The sequence below is a fragment of the Magnetococcales bacterium genome, from assembly GCA_015228815.1.
Lineage (GTDB): Bacteria > Pseudomonadota > Magnetococcia > Magnetococcales > UBA8363 > UBA8363.
Window position 1 is genome coordinate 1 of the sequence record JADGCV010000044.1, and the last position, 14,765, is coordinate 14,765.

The window sequence follows — 14,765 nt, forward strand, 5'->3', positions numbered from 1 at the left end:
AAGGCGCGCGCCTGCGCGGTTTCTCGCAAAAACCACGCGAGAAACCGCTTCGGGTGAAATGGCGCGTGAAAAACAAAGTCAAAAACAAAGTCAAAACCCTGGGGGCAATCCCCCAGACCCCTTTTTTCTTTTAATAATTATTTTTTATGGGGACACATCCTACAGATCAAGGTGCGGGCTCGATTTTGTCGCCTCTCCGACCTTGAAGAAAGCGATCGTCTCCTCCAGATTCTGGGCATGCTGGGCCAACTGGGATGCGGCGGAGGAAAGCTGTTCCGAGGCGGCGGCATTTTGTTGGATGACGGTGTCGAGTTGCTGAATGGCCTGATTGATCTGGTCCGCTCCCTGGTTTTGCTCGCGACTGGATGAGGCGATTTCCTGGACCAGTTGCGCCGTCTTCTGAATGTCGGGAACGAGTTTGGCCAACATGGTCCCCGCCCGTTCGGCCACTTCGACACTCGATGCCGACAGAGTCCCGATCTCCCCGGCGGCTGTCTGGCTTCGTTCGGCCAGTTTGCGCACCTCGGCGGCCACCACGGCAAACCCTTTGCCATGTTCTCCCGCCCGTGCCGCCTCGATGGCGGCGTTCAGGGCCAACAGATTGGTCTGGCGGGCGATTTCCTCGATGATACCGATCTTCTGGGCGATCTCCTTCATGGCCGTGACTGCCTGACGTACCGCATCGCCACTGACATCGGCATCCTTGGCCGCCTGTCGGGCAAGTTCCTCGGTGGTGATGGCGTTTTCGGTGTTTTGTTGAATGTTGGCGGTCATCTGTTCGACGGCGGCGGAGGTTTCCTCGACCGATGCGGCTTGTTCCGTGGCCCCCTCGGAGACCGAAAGGGCATTGTCGCTGACATTCTGGCTGCCACTGGTCAGTTCACCTCCCACCGATTGGACGCAGGAGATGGTTTTCGTCAGGTTGGCAACCATGCTGGCCATCGCCCCATAGATGCCTCTGGGCGGGGTGGAGGTGTCGAAATGGATCGTCAGATCACCTTGAGATACCCGTGCGGCAATCTCCATCACCGCCGCCGGTTCTCCACCCAATTGCCCCAGAATATCCCGGGAGAAAATGATTCCGAGGAATACCGCGACGATGCTGATGGACAACGTGACGATCGCGTAACCCCAGAACCCCTTCTGGGCATCCTCCTTGAGTTCACTGGTGCGCAGCGCAAGATCGGCGGATAGGCGGTCTTCGACCTCCTTGAGAATGTCGATTTTTGCCGTGATCGTCTTGAACCAGGTGGTCGGGTCGATGCCGAACTGGCCGGGCGTCGTTTGGGTGATCAGCTTGTCGATGGCGGCGAAGGCGGGAGCGGAATCGACGGCAACGGCCCGATCCAGGGCCTCGATCGTGATATTTTCCTGGAGCATGGACGGCACCTTTCCGAGCCGCGAGGACATCTGTTCCACGACCTCCCGCACGGTACCGAGGAGTTGTTTCTCTTCGTCGCTACAGTCGGGAAGGGCCAGATAGCCGTCGATCGATCGAACGGCCTCGCTCAAGGTCGTTGTCAATGCCGGGACCGTCCGGGGGTCGCGATGGACCGTCAAATTCTTCAAATGGTGAACCGCGCCGCCGTATCCCAGGGAGTTGAGCATGTTGGTGAGAAAAAACGTCTTCTGCGAGGCGATGCCCTTGGCAAAGGCGATCTCTCGCATTTTCAGGACCTCCGCCGTGACGGTGGATTCAAGTTTCTGTTTGAAGAAGGCGTTTTGTTCGGCGGGGGCGAAGGAGGAAAACAGGCGGAAATAGGTATCCTGTTCGGTCACCAGGGTGCTGAATTTGCGAAACATCCCCGGCCCGAACGAATTGCGCGCGAAGGTATTGGACAATACCGCCCGCTCGATTCCGGCACGTTCCTTGCCGAGGAGAAAATTGACATAAGCCGTCGCCATGGCGGAAAGATCCCCGACCGCCAGTTTGGACATTTCCCCAATGGCATCGATGAAGCGGCCATTCATTCGGGTGTAATATCCGATCGCCTCGTCGGAGGGAATGTTCAGGCCATCGACCCGGCGGCGAATGTCACCCAGACCGTCGAGAAGCCCCACCCCTTCGGCGAGAACGGCGGCAAAGTCCTTGCCCAGGGTTCGAGGATCGAGGGTTTTCAGGGTTTCGCGGACCAGATCACTCTTTTTCGTGGTCTCCTCGCGCTGCGTTGGAAGCTCGGACTTGAATTTTTCTCCCTTGCTGCCGAGAAATCCGGCGGTCATTCCCCGTTCCTTCTGCGCCTCGTGGACCAGGGCGCCAAGACGCACTGCCAGAGCAGTCAATTGTTCCATGTCCTTCATTTTTGAAAGCACTTTTTGTTTCTCCGCAACCCCCAGCCATCCGAACAGGAGCAATCCGGCGAGCGGAAACAGGAGCATGAGGATGAATCGGGTTTTCAGTCGAGGATTGCCAAGGAAGGACATGGAATGCTCCTTGCGACGATGAAATGAATTTATTTGTGTTCGGGACCATAATTATTGATAACGGGCCGATCGTTCAAAATTTCGCATCCAACCCGATGTTGAAAGGATAACTCATTTGGAAAAGAAAGTCGTCCAATTTTAATGCGTGATCAACAAATGCTGAAAAATATGCTGATACCTTTGATCTTGGTGCTAATTTTGCATGAATCGTCAAGGGATTATTGTCCGATGGTTTCGTTTTTCTGTTCAGTCCGAGGGGCGCGGTGAACCAACGCTGCACGATGCATTGAAGGGGTACCTGGTGAAACGAGTCGCGACGAACCGGCTGTTGGCAGTCATGATCTTTCTGGCCCTGGTGACGTGGGTGGAACCGGCCCTGGCCATTCTGCAACATGGCCATTATTGCGGCGTGGACAACAATCAATGGGACAAGAGGCCGATCTCGGCGATGGATGCGGCATGCCGGAACCATGACTTGTGCTATCTGCGCCCGGGAGGGATGGGGGCTTGTGTCTGTGACCGGATGTTGATCGAAGACGCCCGGAACATCATCACCTATTGTCAGGAGGTCGATCATCCATCCTTCCTGCCATGCGCCAAGGGGTTTGCGCACATGGTGGTCATGGGATTCGCCCTCAAGCCGTGCCAAAACAATCAACGCATCGCTCCTGGGGGGCATGATGGCTGGTTCTGGCCCCTGGGGCAGGGGGTGTTCGGCCCTTAGGTTCTGGGTTGTGTGGCGCGTGGTGTTCATGGATCCAAAGGGGACGCAATCCTCGAAGGGCGTCATGACCAGGCCCACCAGGGGGATGATCCCCCTGGATCGGCATGGGTTGGTTTGTCGTGACGTGGATGGGCCATTTTGATGTCGGCAAGGGACCTGCGGGCGAATCGACCACCGGGGATCATTGGGCGTAAAATCCGCCATAATAGGGGCGAACGGTTGGTGTTGCGACGACAAACGGCGGTCGGGCAATCGCGACCGGGGCGGCGACGGGGGCTACCGGAACGGCCACCGGATGGGGATGCACCACCGGATGCGGGTCGAGCCCGAGAACGTAGAAAATCGGTACCGTGACCAGACGGGACGTGGCCAGCACGATGTCGGCGACGGCGGCGGTCCCTTCCACGGTCGCAGTCACCAGATCATGGGCCCTGGCCTGATGGCCAAACCCCAGGGTTACCGCCGTCAATACCGCCAAGAGGGCCAAGGCGGATCTCCTTGTTTTTTTCTTCATGGGCCTCACTCCCTGCCGCAACCGCGCAATGCGTTGGATGTTTGTGAAAATATTAAAGATATCCAGATTTCCTGGATGCGATGAACTCTTATCGTCCCCCCTTTTGAATTCATCAAGCACTTTCTTGGTTGAATTCAGGGACACTCTATTTTTTGTCCAACCCCGTGCCTCCAACAAAAAATGGTATACTGTCCCCTGTTTTTCCAAGGGGAAAGATGTCTTTGAAGATTGCGTTCCAGGATGAACAGGAAATAAAAATCAAGGGCAACCGGGAGGAAGTTGGTCCCCTCCCGGTTGCTCCCATTTTATTGCTTTTGCAGTACGAAGAAGGCGTAGCCGTACTCATTGCCATGGCGTTTGAACAGATCCGCTTCCTTCCGGGCATCTGCGATCAGATCCATCATCAGAGAGCCCGATTCGACGGTCAACTCAAGTTGATCAAGGTGTTCTTTCATGGGATGGTAGTAACTTGTCCACCATGATGCCTGGGGCAAGGTCTGCGCAGCAAGGAAACGGTACCCCAGCCGTTCCGCCCGATTGATGTTGTCGCCAACGGAGCGGATATTGGGATCGGCCTTTTCCCAAAAAGCAGACACTTCCGCAGTCGGGTTGGGCGTGAACCACACCGCATCGGAGAACACCAGGACGCCCCCCGATTTCAGCAGGGACAACCAGGCACTAAGCGCATTTTCAATTCCAACGGCAAACGCCGCCCCTTCAGACCAGATAAGATCAAGGCTCTCAGGTTCAAGACCGGGATTGAGCATGTCACCGAGGACGGGGGTGATGGGCTCATGGGTCAGGCGTCGTTTGAGTTCGTCGATGAAAGGCTCGGCGAAATCCACTGCGGTCACATGACCACCCAGTGCTTCGATGAGCAGGAACGAGGTGTGACCATTGCCGCACCCCATGTCGGCCATCCTGGGATTGGCAGGCAACATGGGGCCGACATGTGCCATCAGTTGACGGAAAAGCGCGTCGTCGCCAGGGCCTTTGCGCGGCAAGTCACGGTGAATGTCGATGAGTGCTTGAATAAAAGGATCATGCACGGTTGAATCCTCCAGGGAACGGTATCAATAGAAAAAAGATCCCCGCACCATGGGCGAAATGCCAAAGGTGGGGGCGAACCGTTTGACCGAAATGCCAGAGGCAAAATCCGGTCAGTGGAGAACAACAAGATCCTTGAACATGCACGCTCCAATTGAAGAATTTTGACGGTACGTATAGCAAATAAAAAAGGATTTGGCAATGAATCTTATCGGAGTACGCATCTCGAAGAAGATGCGTACTGATAATTTATGCAAGAAGACCAAGAAAGATAATTATGTGAATTTGAAAGTCACTGCTCCAACGGTCCGTTCCAACACGTACCCTTGATTCTCACGTTCCTGAAGAACCCGTAAGGCATTTCCAGTATAACCAGACTCGACCGCTAAAACTGGCATCGACTTAGTGACGTTAACCTTGGCACCCTTATCGAAACTGCCGCCAATAGGGGGGATGATTTCAATCAACAACATACCATCGTAGCTTGCTGGAACCTTCCAGGAAAAATTTACCTCATGATCATCATCAAGTATTTTACTTTTTATTTTATAGGGTATTTTTTGTTTATCTTCATCTTTGAGAAGGAGAGTCCTTGGCGTAAGTTTTACAGTGGAATTCTTTGGAATGCCATTAGTGCATTTGATCGAAAAGGTGGCATATATTTCTTTTTTGGACGGATTACCGTAATGCACGGTTTGACTCATCTGCGAAACACTGGAAGAAACTGTAATAAGGTTCCGGTAGGCAAAACCAGGATGATCGATAATAAATTTTATGTATTCGCCTGCCGTGGCGAAATCTTTTGGAATAGTAACTTCCTTGCCTTTGGTCACGATCTCAGAAATTAAGCAATAGTGGAGAGAGCTGTCGGTTGGGGTGGGTAACAAGAGGAAAAAAGGTGTCCGAGTTACGGCCACTTGCTCCTTAGAGAGCGTTGTGTTTCCATTCAGGTTGACCATCTCCACGAGATCCACGCCTTTGTCTTCGGAGTACTCTCCATTCACTCCGGTAAAAACCTTCACCCAGTTTTTCGGATGAAGCATCAATGAACATAAAGTGTAATAGAGCTTGGCACTCGCGGAATGGTCAGAAGTGCCAACGTTCTTGCCGCGAACGTAAATGGTCGTAGCCTGTCCGATCTGGACCGAGTCATCGCCAGAATATCCCTTATCATACGCGCTGATGAGTGTTGCAACGCTGGTAATTGACTGTAACGGGAGGATATCGGGGGAATGGCAGGGCATGCCCATTTCCTCGCCTTTGTAAGGGATCTCACCAACATCATCATTACCGTCTCGAACAAGAACTCCATCATATTTGGTCATCTTAAATCTCCGTCAAACGCATTGAGTGCCAAAGAAACGACATCACCTTCTTTCACGGTTTTGTTGATATCGAGCACACCGTTTACATCGGTGCGGACGGTCTTTTCTACCTTGCCATTCACTATAAAGCTGATATAAAGGTCTGGTTCAAAAGGAATACCATTATCATACTTTACCTTGATCGTCTGTAAATGTATCTCCTTATCCCCCATGAAATAATCTCCTGTTTAGATGTGTCCGAATAACCGTTCCGATGTAACCGTTCACCCCATCCTAGAAAATTATTGAAAGAAAAAAGGGGTCTGGGGGATTGCTCCCAGGGTTTTGATTAGCTTCATTCTTCGCTTTTGACTTTGTTTAAATTAAAAAGCAAATTCAAAAACGAAGAATGAAGCTTTTTATTTAGAGTCAAAACCCTGGGGGCAATTCCCAGACCCCTTTTTCCTTTCAATAATTTTAATGTGGTGGGGGCTAAACAGTTACGTGTCCGATCATCTTTTCAGGTAGTACCGGTCATCGAATGTGGTCGTGGTATTATCCCTGACTTCGCCGGCGTATTCGTATTCCTTTCCCTTGAATTGCCGATAGACGATCCGACGATGGACGTTTGCGCCACCGGTCAAGATATCTGAAAGGCATGGATAGCGATTGTTTGGGATGTACAGGTAGTCAGACCACGGAGAAAGGTTCGATTCAGCAAAGAATTTATCATCTGATTTAAGGGTGTATGCGTAGCGCACTTCCTGGTGCGAAGTCCTCTCGCCGGACGCATCGCTCATCTTGAGCACTGGCGCCTTCGCTGGGGCTGCCAAACGTCCTGCCGGCGGCACGGGAGCATAGGACTCGAAAGGATTTTTCCCCGTGAACTTAAAATGAGTTAAGGCTGTTGACCAGAAGACCGTTTGGGAAGAGCTGAGATCGTTAAGGTTGGACCTCGTCGTTACAGTCACCCCATTCCATCGGAACATGGGAGAAAAATTACCAAGATCATTATTGTCAACATCATTAATTGCAACAAGATCAGGTATGTAGTCTAACGCCTTTAATTTATCCTGTACATTAAACACCCCATTGGAAAATACCTCGTAAACTTCGTTTGCAGACACCTGAACGGCACTTTTGGCGATGGCTCTGTTTAGCGAATTGCATGTGTCAAAATACATCTTGTCTCCATATGTTCGCCACATTTTACCGTTTTTATTTTTGACGTTCAGGCCAAAACGCGAATCTTCGTCGTGCATGTGTTTGGCGCAGAAGTTTCCAAAGTACAGTCCGCAGATGGATAACAAGCTTTTCCTCGGCACCCGCAAGTGGCCTGCCGAGAAGAGATCCGTGAGAAAATGATCGGCAAAGGCGTTCATGGCGTAGGCCTTCATCAGAAGCGCCCGCTTATTGGTGGAATCATTTTCCTTTGCCCCTTGCTGGGCTACCAATAAGGCGGCAGTGTGGCCAATTCGATACGCTGTTACGGCATCATCGCCAAAGTGATCGATATTGGTCGCGGCCAGAAGAAGATAGCGACTGGCCATATCTCCCACCACGTACCCCTTGCCCCCCGTGGCCTTGATGTAACCGGCATTCAATTTCTCTTCCATCTTGTCGTAAGCTTGCGCCGTTAAGGAATCGCCGCTGGTTTTTTCCTCAATGACCGCATCGATTTCCATTTTCATGGACTTCAAAATGGCGGTGGCCTCATCCTTTGCCGAAGGCTCGGTTGCCAGTGAATTGAAGGCGGCGAAAAAATTTTCGGTTTGCCAGGATGTGCCAACCCCCGAGGAGATGGGACGGTACGGTACTCCATAGAAGTCGCCGCCAAGGGCCAGAATCTGGCCATAAGTAAGCGACAGACCGTTCGCCAGTGAAATTTTCAAGGAATGCGCGGATACTGGACTGTCAGTCTCCGGCACCATCAGTTCGATCTGATCGCCAAGAGCTACATGCTCCGCCGATTCGAAGAGCAACCTCCCCTTTAATGTCGGAATACGCGCGAGCTTCCGGAAAGGGTTTGGAAGAAACTTTGTTTTCAGAACAACCGTTTGATGTTCTTGGAGTTCTTTATGTTCGACAGTCTTGATGGTTATACCGCCTTTGACCATGAACATTGCGCTATCAGCAACCGTTATATTTTTGCTCGTCGTCATCATTTTCGCCATTGAAGGACAGATTTGGAAGGAATACCTGCGCCAGATCTCGTTCATCTATCAAGCCTTTATATGATAATGAACATTTTTTGTCAATATTAATTTTACTTACAGCAAAGTTTTTAAACATGAATAATAAATATTTCTATAATATATTGACATACAATTAATATTTGTCTACATTTGAAATTTTTTCCGATATTATTACCTGAGGAAATTGAAAAATTTCGGGAACAAAATGTTTTATGGTCTCATGTGACGTGAAGCGTCGATGGCGATCAACGATTCGGTCCTCGATTTTGATGGAAAACCGTCATCCTTCATGTCAGAATTATCGCAACGCAAGATGATTTTCCGGGGCTGGTCGCATTTCCGGTCTCGTTGCGTCAAGGTTCGGGGTGAACGTGGGAGGCATTCACCAGCAGCTGTGGGGGGGAACCGTGAATGGGTGGGGTTTGATTCCTTGTATCCTGGTCCTCTTCGGGGGGGTGGCGGGGTGTACGCATGGGCAGGAGGTAAAAAATGGACAGAAAATCGCCGAGGAATTCTGCGCCCCTTGCCATGACCTGACATCCGGATCTTCCATTCATCACGGCCCCCCCCTGTGGGGGCTTGTGGGACGGCCCGTGGGACAGGTGGAAGGGTTCAATTATTCTCCCTCTTTTCAGGAGCGGCGAAAGAAAGGGGATTTGCGCTGGACCGTGGAAAATCTGGATCGATTCCTCGAGGATCCCCGTGGTCTGATCCCCAACAACCGCATGAGTGCCTGGGACCCGGGGATTTCCGCGACAAGCGGTTTTTCCGAGTCGGGCAAAAGCCTGGAATTGGTGCGTGCCTCCCTGGCCTCGGAAGGGCACTACGAGCCGTTTGACGGGTTCCGCAAACCCTCGGAACGGCGGGACCTGATCGCTTACCTGAAAACATTGACCCGACAACCCGGAGGAGACTTAAACGGTGATCATGTCCCTTGATCAGGACCCGTCAGGCGCCTGTGCGGCAACCATTCCGTAAAGCATCGCGATCTCCTCGGGCCACAAGTCCGGGTCGATGGTTTCGAGGATCAGGGGCATTTCATCCAGGGCCGGATCGTTCATGATCAGGCCAAACGGGGTCAGTCCAAGTTTGCCCCGCCCCAGGCTTTCATGGCGATCCACCCGGCTGCCCAGATCGGGTTTGGAATCGTTCAGATGCATCCCTTTGAGATGACCCAGGCCAACCACCTGGTCGAACAGCTTCATCGTTGCCCGATAGGCCTCCGGGGTGCGCAGGTCGTAACCTGAGGTGAAGACATGGCAGGTGTCCAGACAGACACCAATGCGCGATGTGTCCTCCACCTGGACGATCAGTTCGGCAATCTGTTCGAAGGTGTGGCCCAGATTGGTTCCCTGACCCGCCGTGTTTTCGATCACCGCCGTCACGCCGGACGTGGCATCGAGGGCACGGTTGATCGATTCGGCGATGCGGCTCAGGCATGCGGAAACCGAAAGTTTCTTCAGGTGGCTCCCAGGGTGAAAATTAAGGTACACAAGACCGAGTTGCCGGCAGCGTTCAAGTTCCTCGATGAATGATGCCAAGGACTTTTCCCGCGCGGCGTCATCGGGATTGCCCAGATTGATCAGATAACCATCATGGGGCAGGACATCCCTCGGTCGGAAACCTCCCGCTTCCATGTTGCGATGGAACTGGTCTGTTTCCTGCGTGGTCAGAGGTCTGGCGGCCCACTGCTTCTGGTTTTTCGTGAACAGGGCGAATGCCTTGGCCCCGATGGCCCGGGCGTTGGCGGGGGCGTTGTGGATTCCGAGGGCCGCGGAAACATGGGCGCCGACACGTTTCATGGAACGTTTTCCAGAAAGGGGTTGTCGATGGAATGATGCGGTGGATCGATCAAACCACCGGTTGGCAGCCAGTCTAACGTGTCCAAAGTGGTGAACGCCATGGGTCGTGGTCGATCGCCGATCCTTGGCCCGAATGGACTTGAAAAGGGATGCGGCAGAAAAATAAGGAAATACAAAAATTCTTTGCAATAGCACTTGACCGGGGTCGATCGACAGGGTTATGCTGCGTTGCAACATGACGTACACATCAGCTTGAGGAAAGGTGGATACCATGATCGCATCGATGCCAGGTTTGGCGGGGAGGATGTACTGCGACGAACTTGATTTATTGTTGTCCCTTCAGGAAATCGGCAAGGAATCGGGTTGGGATTGTCTGTCGCAACAGATGGAAGTTTCCGAAACCCTGGTCCGGATGACCCGCGGGCACCTGGGGACGGTGGTTCGGGAAACGGCCCCACACAAGGCCATGAAAACCCTTGGTCTGGCTTCCGTGGACATGGGACGGACTCTTTTCAAGCATGCCGTGGCAACGACCGAGATTGTGCGTGATGCCGAGCGACAGGCGATGGATCTCTTGATCGGCTACATGGCGCTCTGCCTGAAAGGGGAAGATATCGCCAATGGTGCCCGTCTTTCCGACGGTGGCCGCGGCGTGCATTGAACGGAGGGTGTGGCAATCGGATGCGTCAATGAACCGGACCCTGTGGTTCGCTTTGACGGGTTGTTTGTTCCGGGCGCCAGTCGGCGATGCAACCGTTGAAGGGACATCCCTGGGGTTGGCAGGGATCTCCCAGGGCCATTCGTTCCAGTCCAGGGTTGCCGTCGGGCCAGGGCAACTGGTAGTGCCGGCAGATTTCCTTGAGAATGGGGGCGCCATATTGGGGAAAGTTGTCGGGATCGTCCATGAAGGCCAACATGGCTTCGTCGTCCATCAACCAGATCCAGGCGTGGAGATAATCGATCGCGCGTTGTGTTTTCGTCCCCCGGTGGTGAATGACCATCTCCAGGGCCGTTTCCATGAACCGGGCCACTTTCTCAAGCAATGCCCCTGGCGAACGGTCCTGATCGATCCACTGATCGGTCGGAAGCAGGTTGCGTTCCGCAAGCAGCGGTTGTGCCAGCGACAGTGGAAGAAAGGTGATCAGCAGGTTGGATTCCCATTTGAAGAAGTCGCTGTTCTCCAGTTCATGGATGCGGTCCAGGATTTCCTCGTCGGTTTTCACTAAAGATCATCTCCTTCCTGGTGTTCCGGTGCCACGGGGGGACGGTTGCCAGGATCGGGCATGATTCTCGGCCAGGGGCATCCAGGAGGGACGTTCTTTTTTTTCCGCGACAGTGCCGTGCGGATCGGTGGCGGGGACACGTTTGCTTTCCTTGAAATTGGGCCCCTCTTCCTGTTGGACCATGGATTTGAATTCGCATCGGCTGCATCGGGCCTGTTTGAAGAGCAGGGTGCCGCGTTCATCCTGTGCATTGCCACAGGCGGATGTGGCACACAGCGTCCCTTCGATGTCCCAGCAGGCCCTTCCCGCAGCAACCCCGTCATTGACGCCATTGTAGGAACCGATCAGACTTGCCGGACAGTAACTTCCTTCAAGTTTTTTGCTGTATCGGCTGCGGCCACAGGTGAAATGATCCCAACAGTTCAGCTTTTTGTCCATTCGTCTTTGCTCCGGGAGTGGCTGTGGATTCCACGATCCTGTCCCGCCAATCCTGTATCACTGATTCCAGATATTATCCTTATGAATGCCAGTTTATCAAAAAAACTGGATGAACGTCAAGAAATATTCATGAAACGAAATACGGGACGTGGATTTTTTTATTGTATGACGGGAACGGATCGGTCAATGCGCCGCTGGATCGGTGCATGCCGCCCGGAGCACCTCGGCGGCCCGTTTCCAACCGCAGCAGTTTTCCACCTGTTTTCGGGCTGCTTGCGACAGTTCGAGGCATTTTTGCCGGTCTTCCAGCAGCGTGGCGACCGCATCGGCGAACGCCAGGGGATGATCCGCTTCAAGATAGTGGATGCCGGGGGTCAGTTCGAGCCCTTCGGCGCCGACGGCGGTCGAAACCACGGGAAGTCCGAGGGCCATGGCCTCGTAGATCTTGATCCGGGTGCCGCCGCCGACCCGGAGGGGAACCGCGAGCAGTCGGCCTTGTCGGGATTCCTTGGCGACATCGGCGACCCATCCGGTGAAGATGACCCTTGGGTCGTGTTCATGGGCCGAGGTCAGGGATCGTGGTGGATGACGACCGATGACCCGGATCCGGGCGTCGGGAACGCGCTGCGACAGGTGTGGCCAGATGTCGCGCAGGAACCATTGCACTCCTTCGACATTCTGATGGGCATCCATCGATCCGATGAACACCACCTCCGGGGGCTCGGCGGGGGGCCGCCAGGGGAGGCGTTCGAAATCGACCCCCGTGGGAATGGTGCGGACGTCGGGATGTCCCGGATCCGTGCGGAAAAACAGGGTATCCCGTTCCGATACGGTCAGTATCCGGGGAAACAGGGGCACCATCGTCTGTTCGAGACGCCGCATTTTTTGGTATTGGTTGCGCCACAGCCATCGTTCCCACCAGGCAGTGGCGATTTCCATGCGCCGCTGAAAAATTTCCTGTTCGACATTATGGGTGAACAGAATGACCGGAATATCGTCCGGAATCTGGTCATGATTGACCGAAAGATGAATGAAATCGCAGACTTCGGCGCAATGGTTTCCCTGTTGCCGTTCTTCCCGGAGTCGTTTCCGGAAGGAGGGGGAATAGTCGGTCGCCACGGAAACGGGCCACGGTCCCAGGAGCGAAAGAATCCGTCCCAGTGAGCGAACCAGAGGATGTCGCCAACGGGGGGCGTAGGGGATGAACCGGTCACAGACACCCTTGAGTTCCTCGGCGTGGGCATGGATCTGCTCCGGGGTGGCCGGGGACATCAGGGTGACGTGCAGCAACGTTCCGTGGGCTGCGCGAAGAATCTTGGCGCTGCGAATCTGGCCGCCCGTATCCAGTGGAAAAAGAAACCGGGGCGTCGCGAAGAGGATCCGCGGGAGTGGGGGAGGGGTCATGACGCGGGGGTCCAACACAATCCTTGACAGGAAAAAATGGCTCCATCCACGGAGAAGGCGCCCGAAAGGTCGAGAATGGGGGACCTGGAGACACGTTCCTTGAGATGTTGTCGAACCGCGGGGCTGGCGTGGGCCATGACCCAGAGGGCGCCATGATCGAGGACCCGGTCCAGGTCGTGGTCCAGGAATCGGCCAAGCTCGGGCAGCACCCGTTGCATGTGATGCAGGTTGGCTCCAAGCAGGTTTTCCATGCGCACGATGGGGTCGTGGATCTTGAGGTCGAACCCTTTGCGGACCAGTTGCGACGCGAGGCGCAGGGCAGGGCTTTCGCGCAGATCGTCGGTTCCCGGTTTGAAGGAAATTCCCAACAACGAAATCTTCCTTTCCCCGCGATCTTCCAGCAGTTTCATGGCACGGTCAAGATGGGCCTCATTGCTGGCGTTGATGCTTGACAATAAGGGGGTTTCGATGCCATGGGCCCTTCCCAGGGTCGCCAGCGCCTGGACATCCTTGGGCAGACAGGAGCCGCCAAAGGAAAATCCGGGCCGCAAATAGGCACCGGACAGGTTGAGTTTGTCATCCTTGAGAAACAGGTCGAATGCCTCCAGCGTGTCGGTGCCACAGCCATGAAGCACCGAGGCGGCTTCGTTGGCGAAGGCGATTTTGAGGGCATGAAAGACATTGCACAAGGTTTTCAGCGATTCCGCCGCCTGAAACGAACAACGGAGGATTTCTCCTTGAATGCCTTGGTAGAGTTGCGCCACCTGATGAAAAGTCGATTCGTCGTTGGCGCCGATGATGGTGAACGGGGGGTGGAAGAAATCACGGATGCTGGAACCCTCGCGGAGAAATTCCGGATTGTAGCAAACGAACAAATCCTGTCCCAGGGTGCGTCCCGACCCTTCCAGAAGGAGAGGGATGAGGATCTTCTCGGTCGTCCCTGGCAGAACGGTGGAGCGGTAGACGACACAGTGAGGCGTGCCTTTTTCCCTCAGGGCGGCGGCGATTTCCCGGGTCACCCCCTTCAGGTATCCCAATTCCAGGGCTCCATCCGCTCCGGAGGGGGTGCCGACGGCCACCAGGCTGAGATCGGTTTCGTGGACGGCGCGGCGGGAGTCGCAGGTCGCCACCAGATGTCGCGCCGCCACCGCCCGGCGCAGCATGTCCGGCAGTCGATCCTCTTCCACCGGCGAGCGACCTTCATTGAGCATGGCGACCTTCTGCTCCGACACATCGACGCCGACGACGTGATGGTGTTCTCCCGCCAGGCAGGCAGCCGAGACACATCCCACGTAGCCCATGCCAAAAATGCTGATTTTCATCGGGTTTCACAATCCAGGGGCGATGCAACTTTCGTTATTGTTCGGAAGTTTCGGTCCTCTCGAATAAAATTTTTACCATGAGGTGTCGCGTAACTGCAATAGCCATGCCCGGATGATCATCGTAACAGCGAGAAATATCGGAAAGAATTCTATTCATGAGCGATGGTCGCGTGATAAGTTGACCAGATTGGCCCTGGTGGACGATGTTCGCGGGAAGGGAATGTCCGGGGGAGGATTGGCATCCGGACAGACGGGCGGCGAGCATGAAGATCGGGTCTACAGGGCGGAAGAAATGATCGATAATGATGGGGGATTGTCTCCGGGGGGGTGATTTGATTTGTTTCCCAAGCGGCGCGTCATCGGTAGAT

Annotated in this window: 15 protein-coding genes; 4 read left to right on the forward strand and 11 right to left on the reverse strand. The window is 54.1% G+C overall.

All coding sequences use genetic code 11. From position 1 onward, the window contains the following. Positions 1-159 precede the first annotated feature (159 nt). Positions 160-2,424 (reverse strand): methyl-accepting chemotaxis protein, encoded by a 2,265-nt coding sequence (locus HQL76_15090; protein ID MBF0110491.1) that lies wholly within the window; start codon positions 2,422-2,424, stop codon positions 160-162. A 301-nt stretch (positions 2,425-2,725) separates the two neighbouring features. On the opposite strand from HQL76_15090, the gene HQL76_15095 reads away from it, so the two are divergent. Beyond that, positions 2,726-3,148 carry a hypothetical protein gene (locus HQL76_15095; GenBank protein ID MBF0110492.1) on the forward strand — a complete coding sequence of 141 codons (423 nt, stop codon included), beginning with the start codon at positions 2,726-2,728 and terminating at the stop codon, positions 3,146-3,148. A gap of 181 nt (positions 3,149-3,329) precedes the next feature. Here the strand turns inward: HQL76_15095 and HQL76_15100 are convergent, their stop codons facing one another. From HQL76_15100 to HQL76_15120, 5 genes are all read right to left on the reverse strand, one after another. Beyond that, positions 3,330-3,662, reverse strand: a complete 333-nt coding sequence (locus HQL76_15100) for a hypothetical protein (protein MBF0110493.1) — start codon at positions 3,660-3,662, stop codon at positions 3,330-3,332. A gap of 305 nt (positions 3,663-3,967) precedes the next feature. Continuing rightward, on the reverse strand, positions 3,968-4,711 hold the full coding sequence (locus tag HQL76_15105) for a class I SAM-dependent methyltransferase (GenBank protein ID MBF0110494.1): 744 nt from the start codon (positions 4,709-4,711) through the stop codon (positions 3,968-3,970). Positions 4,712-4,984: 273 nt separating this feature from the next. Next, positions 4,985-6,034, reverse strand: a complete 1,050-nt coding sequence (locus tag HQL76_15110) for a hypothetical protein (protein MBF0110495.1) — start codon at positions 6,032-6,034, stop codon at positions 4,985-4,987. Continuing rightward, positions 6,031-6,246: a hypothetical protein gene (locus tag HQL76_15115; protein MBF0110496.1), complete on the reverse strand. Its 216-nt coding sequence runs from the start codon at positions 6,244-6,246 to the stop codon at positions 6,031-6,033. The genes HQL76_15110 and HQL76_15115 overlap by 4 nt, the downstream gene beginning before the upstream one ends. A 279-nt stretch (positions 6,247-6,525) precedes the next feature. Next, on the reverse strand, positions 6,526-8,232 hold the full coding sequence (locus tag HQL76_15120; GenBank protein MBF0110497.1) for a phospholipase: 1,707 nt from the start codon (positions 8,230-8,232) through the stop codon (positions 6,526-6,528). 383 nt (positions 8,233-8,615) lie between these two features. On the opposite strand from HQL76_15120, the gene HQL76_15125 reads away from it, so the two are divergent. After that, a complete protein-coding gene (locus HQL76_15125; protein ID MBF0110498.1) occupies positions 8,616-9,146 on the forward strand; it encodes a c-type cytochrome in 531 nt (176 codons plus the stop codon). Here HQL76_15125 and nfo read toward each other — a convergent pair whose 3' ends face one another. Further along, a complete protein-coding gene (nfo, locus tag HQL76_15130; GenBank protein ID MBF0110499.1) occupies positions 9,147-10,010 on the reverse strand; it encodes a deoxyribonuclease IV in 864 nt (287 codons plus the stop codon). Between the two features lie 271 nt (positions 10,011-10,281). On the opposite strand from nfo, the gene HQL76_15135 reads away from it, so the two are divergent. Further along, a complete protein-coding gene (locus tag HQL76_15135; GenBank protein MBF0110500.1) occupies positions 10,282-10,671 on the forward strand; it encodes a hypothetical protein in 390 nt (129 codons plus the stop codon). A gap of 25 nt (positions 10,672-10,696) precedes the next feature. On the opposite strand, the gene HQL76_15140 is transcribed toward HQL76_15135, so the two are convergent. The 4 genes from HQL76_15140 to HQL76_15155 form a co-directional block, all read right to left on the reverse strand. Further along, positions 10,697-11,233 carry a hypothetical protein gene (locus HQL76_15140; GenBank protein MBF0110501.1) on the reverse strand — a complete coding sequence of 179 codons (537 nt, stop codon included), beginning with the start codon at positions 11,231-11,233 and terminating at the stop codon, positions 10,697-10,699. 6 nt (positions 11,234-11,239) lie between these two features. Next, a complete protein-coding gene (locus tag HQL76_15145; protein ID MBF0110502.1) occupies positions 11,240-11,671 on the reverse strand; it encodes a hypothetical protein in 432 nt (143 codons plus the stop codon). A gap of 183 nt (positions 11,672-11,854) precedes the next feature. Next, positions 11,855-13,075 (reverse strand): glycosyltransferase, encoded by a 1,221-nt coding sequence (locus tag HQL76_15150; protein ID MBF0110503.1) that lies wholly within the window; start codon positions 13,073-13,075, stop codon positions 11,855-11,857. Next, the gene (locus HQL76_15155; protein MBF0110504.1) at positions 13,072-14,397 is read right to left on the reverse strand and encodes a nucleotide sugar dehydrogenase; all 1,326 of its coding nucleotides are present in this window, start codon (positions 14,395-14,397) and stop codon (positions 13,072-13,074) included. The genes HQL76_15150 and HQL76_15155 overlap by 4 nt, the downstream gene beginning before the upstream one ends. A gap of 178 nt (positions 14,398-14,575) precedes the next feature. On the opposite strand from HQL76_15155, the gene HQL76_15160 reads away from it, so the two are divergent. Then, entirely contained in the window at positions 14,576-14,728 is a 153-nt protein-coding gene (locus HQL76_15160) for a hypothetical protein (GenBank protein ID MBF0110505.1), read from the forward strand. The last annotated feature ends 37 nt before the right edge of the window (positions 14,729-14,765 follow it).

What these genes read in the sequence shown, in the direction of transcription:
- HQL76_15145 (MBF0110502.1), bottom strand. Translation starts at nt 11,671, where the DNA reads ATGGACAAAAAGCTGAACTGTTGGGATCATTTCACCTGTGGCCGCAGC.
- HQL76_15100 (MBF0110493.1), bottom strand. Translation starts at nt 3,662, where the DNA reads ATGAAGAAAAAAACAAGGAGATCCGCCTTGGCCCTCTTGGCGGTATTG.
- HQL76_15115 (MBF0110496.1), bottom strand. Translation starts at nt 6,246, where the DNA reads ATGGGGGATAAGGAGATACATTTACAGACGATCAAGGTAAAGTATGAT.
- HQL76_15155 (MBF0110504.1), bottom strand. Translation starts at nt 14,397, where the DNA reads ATGAAAATCAGCATTTTTGGCATGGGCTACGTGGGATGTGTCTCGGCT.
- HQL76_15090 (MBF0110491.1), bottom strand. Translation starts at nt 2,424, where the DNA reads ATGTCCTTCCTTGGCAATCCTCGACTGAAAACCCGATTCATCCTCATG.
- HQL76_15120 (MBF0110497.1), bottom strand. Translation starts at nt 8,232, where the DNA reads ATGAACGAGATCTGGCGCAGGTATTCCTTCCAAATCTGTCCTTCAATG.
- HQL76_15150 (MBF0110503.1), bottom strand. Translation starts at nt 13,075, where the DNA reads ATGACCCCTCCCCCACTCCCGCGGATCCTCTTCGCGACGCCCCGGTTT.
- HQL76_15135 (MBF0110500.1), top strand. Translation starts at nt 10,282, where the DNA reads ATGATCGCATCGATGCCAGGTTTGGCGGGGAGGATGTACTGCGACGAA.
- nfo (MBF0110499.1), bottom strand. Translation starts at nt 10,010, where the DNA reads ATGAAACGTGTCGGCGCCCATGTTTCCGCGGCCCTCGGAATCCACAAC.
- HQL76_15110 (MBF0110495.1), bottom strand. Translation starts at nt 6,034, where the DNA reads ATGACCAAATATGATGGAGTTCTTGTTCGAGACGGTAATGATGATGTT.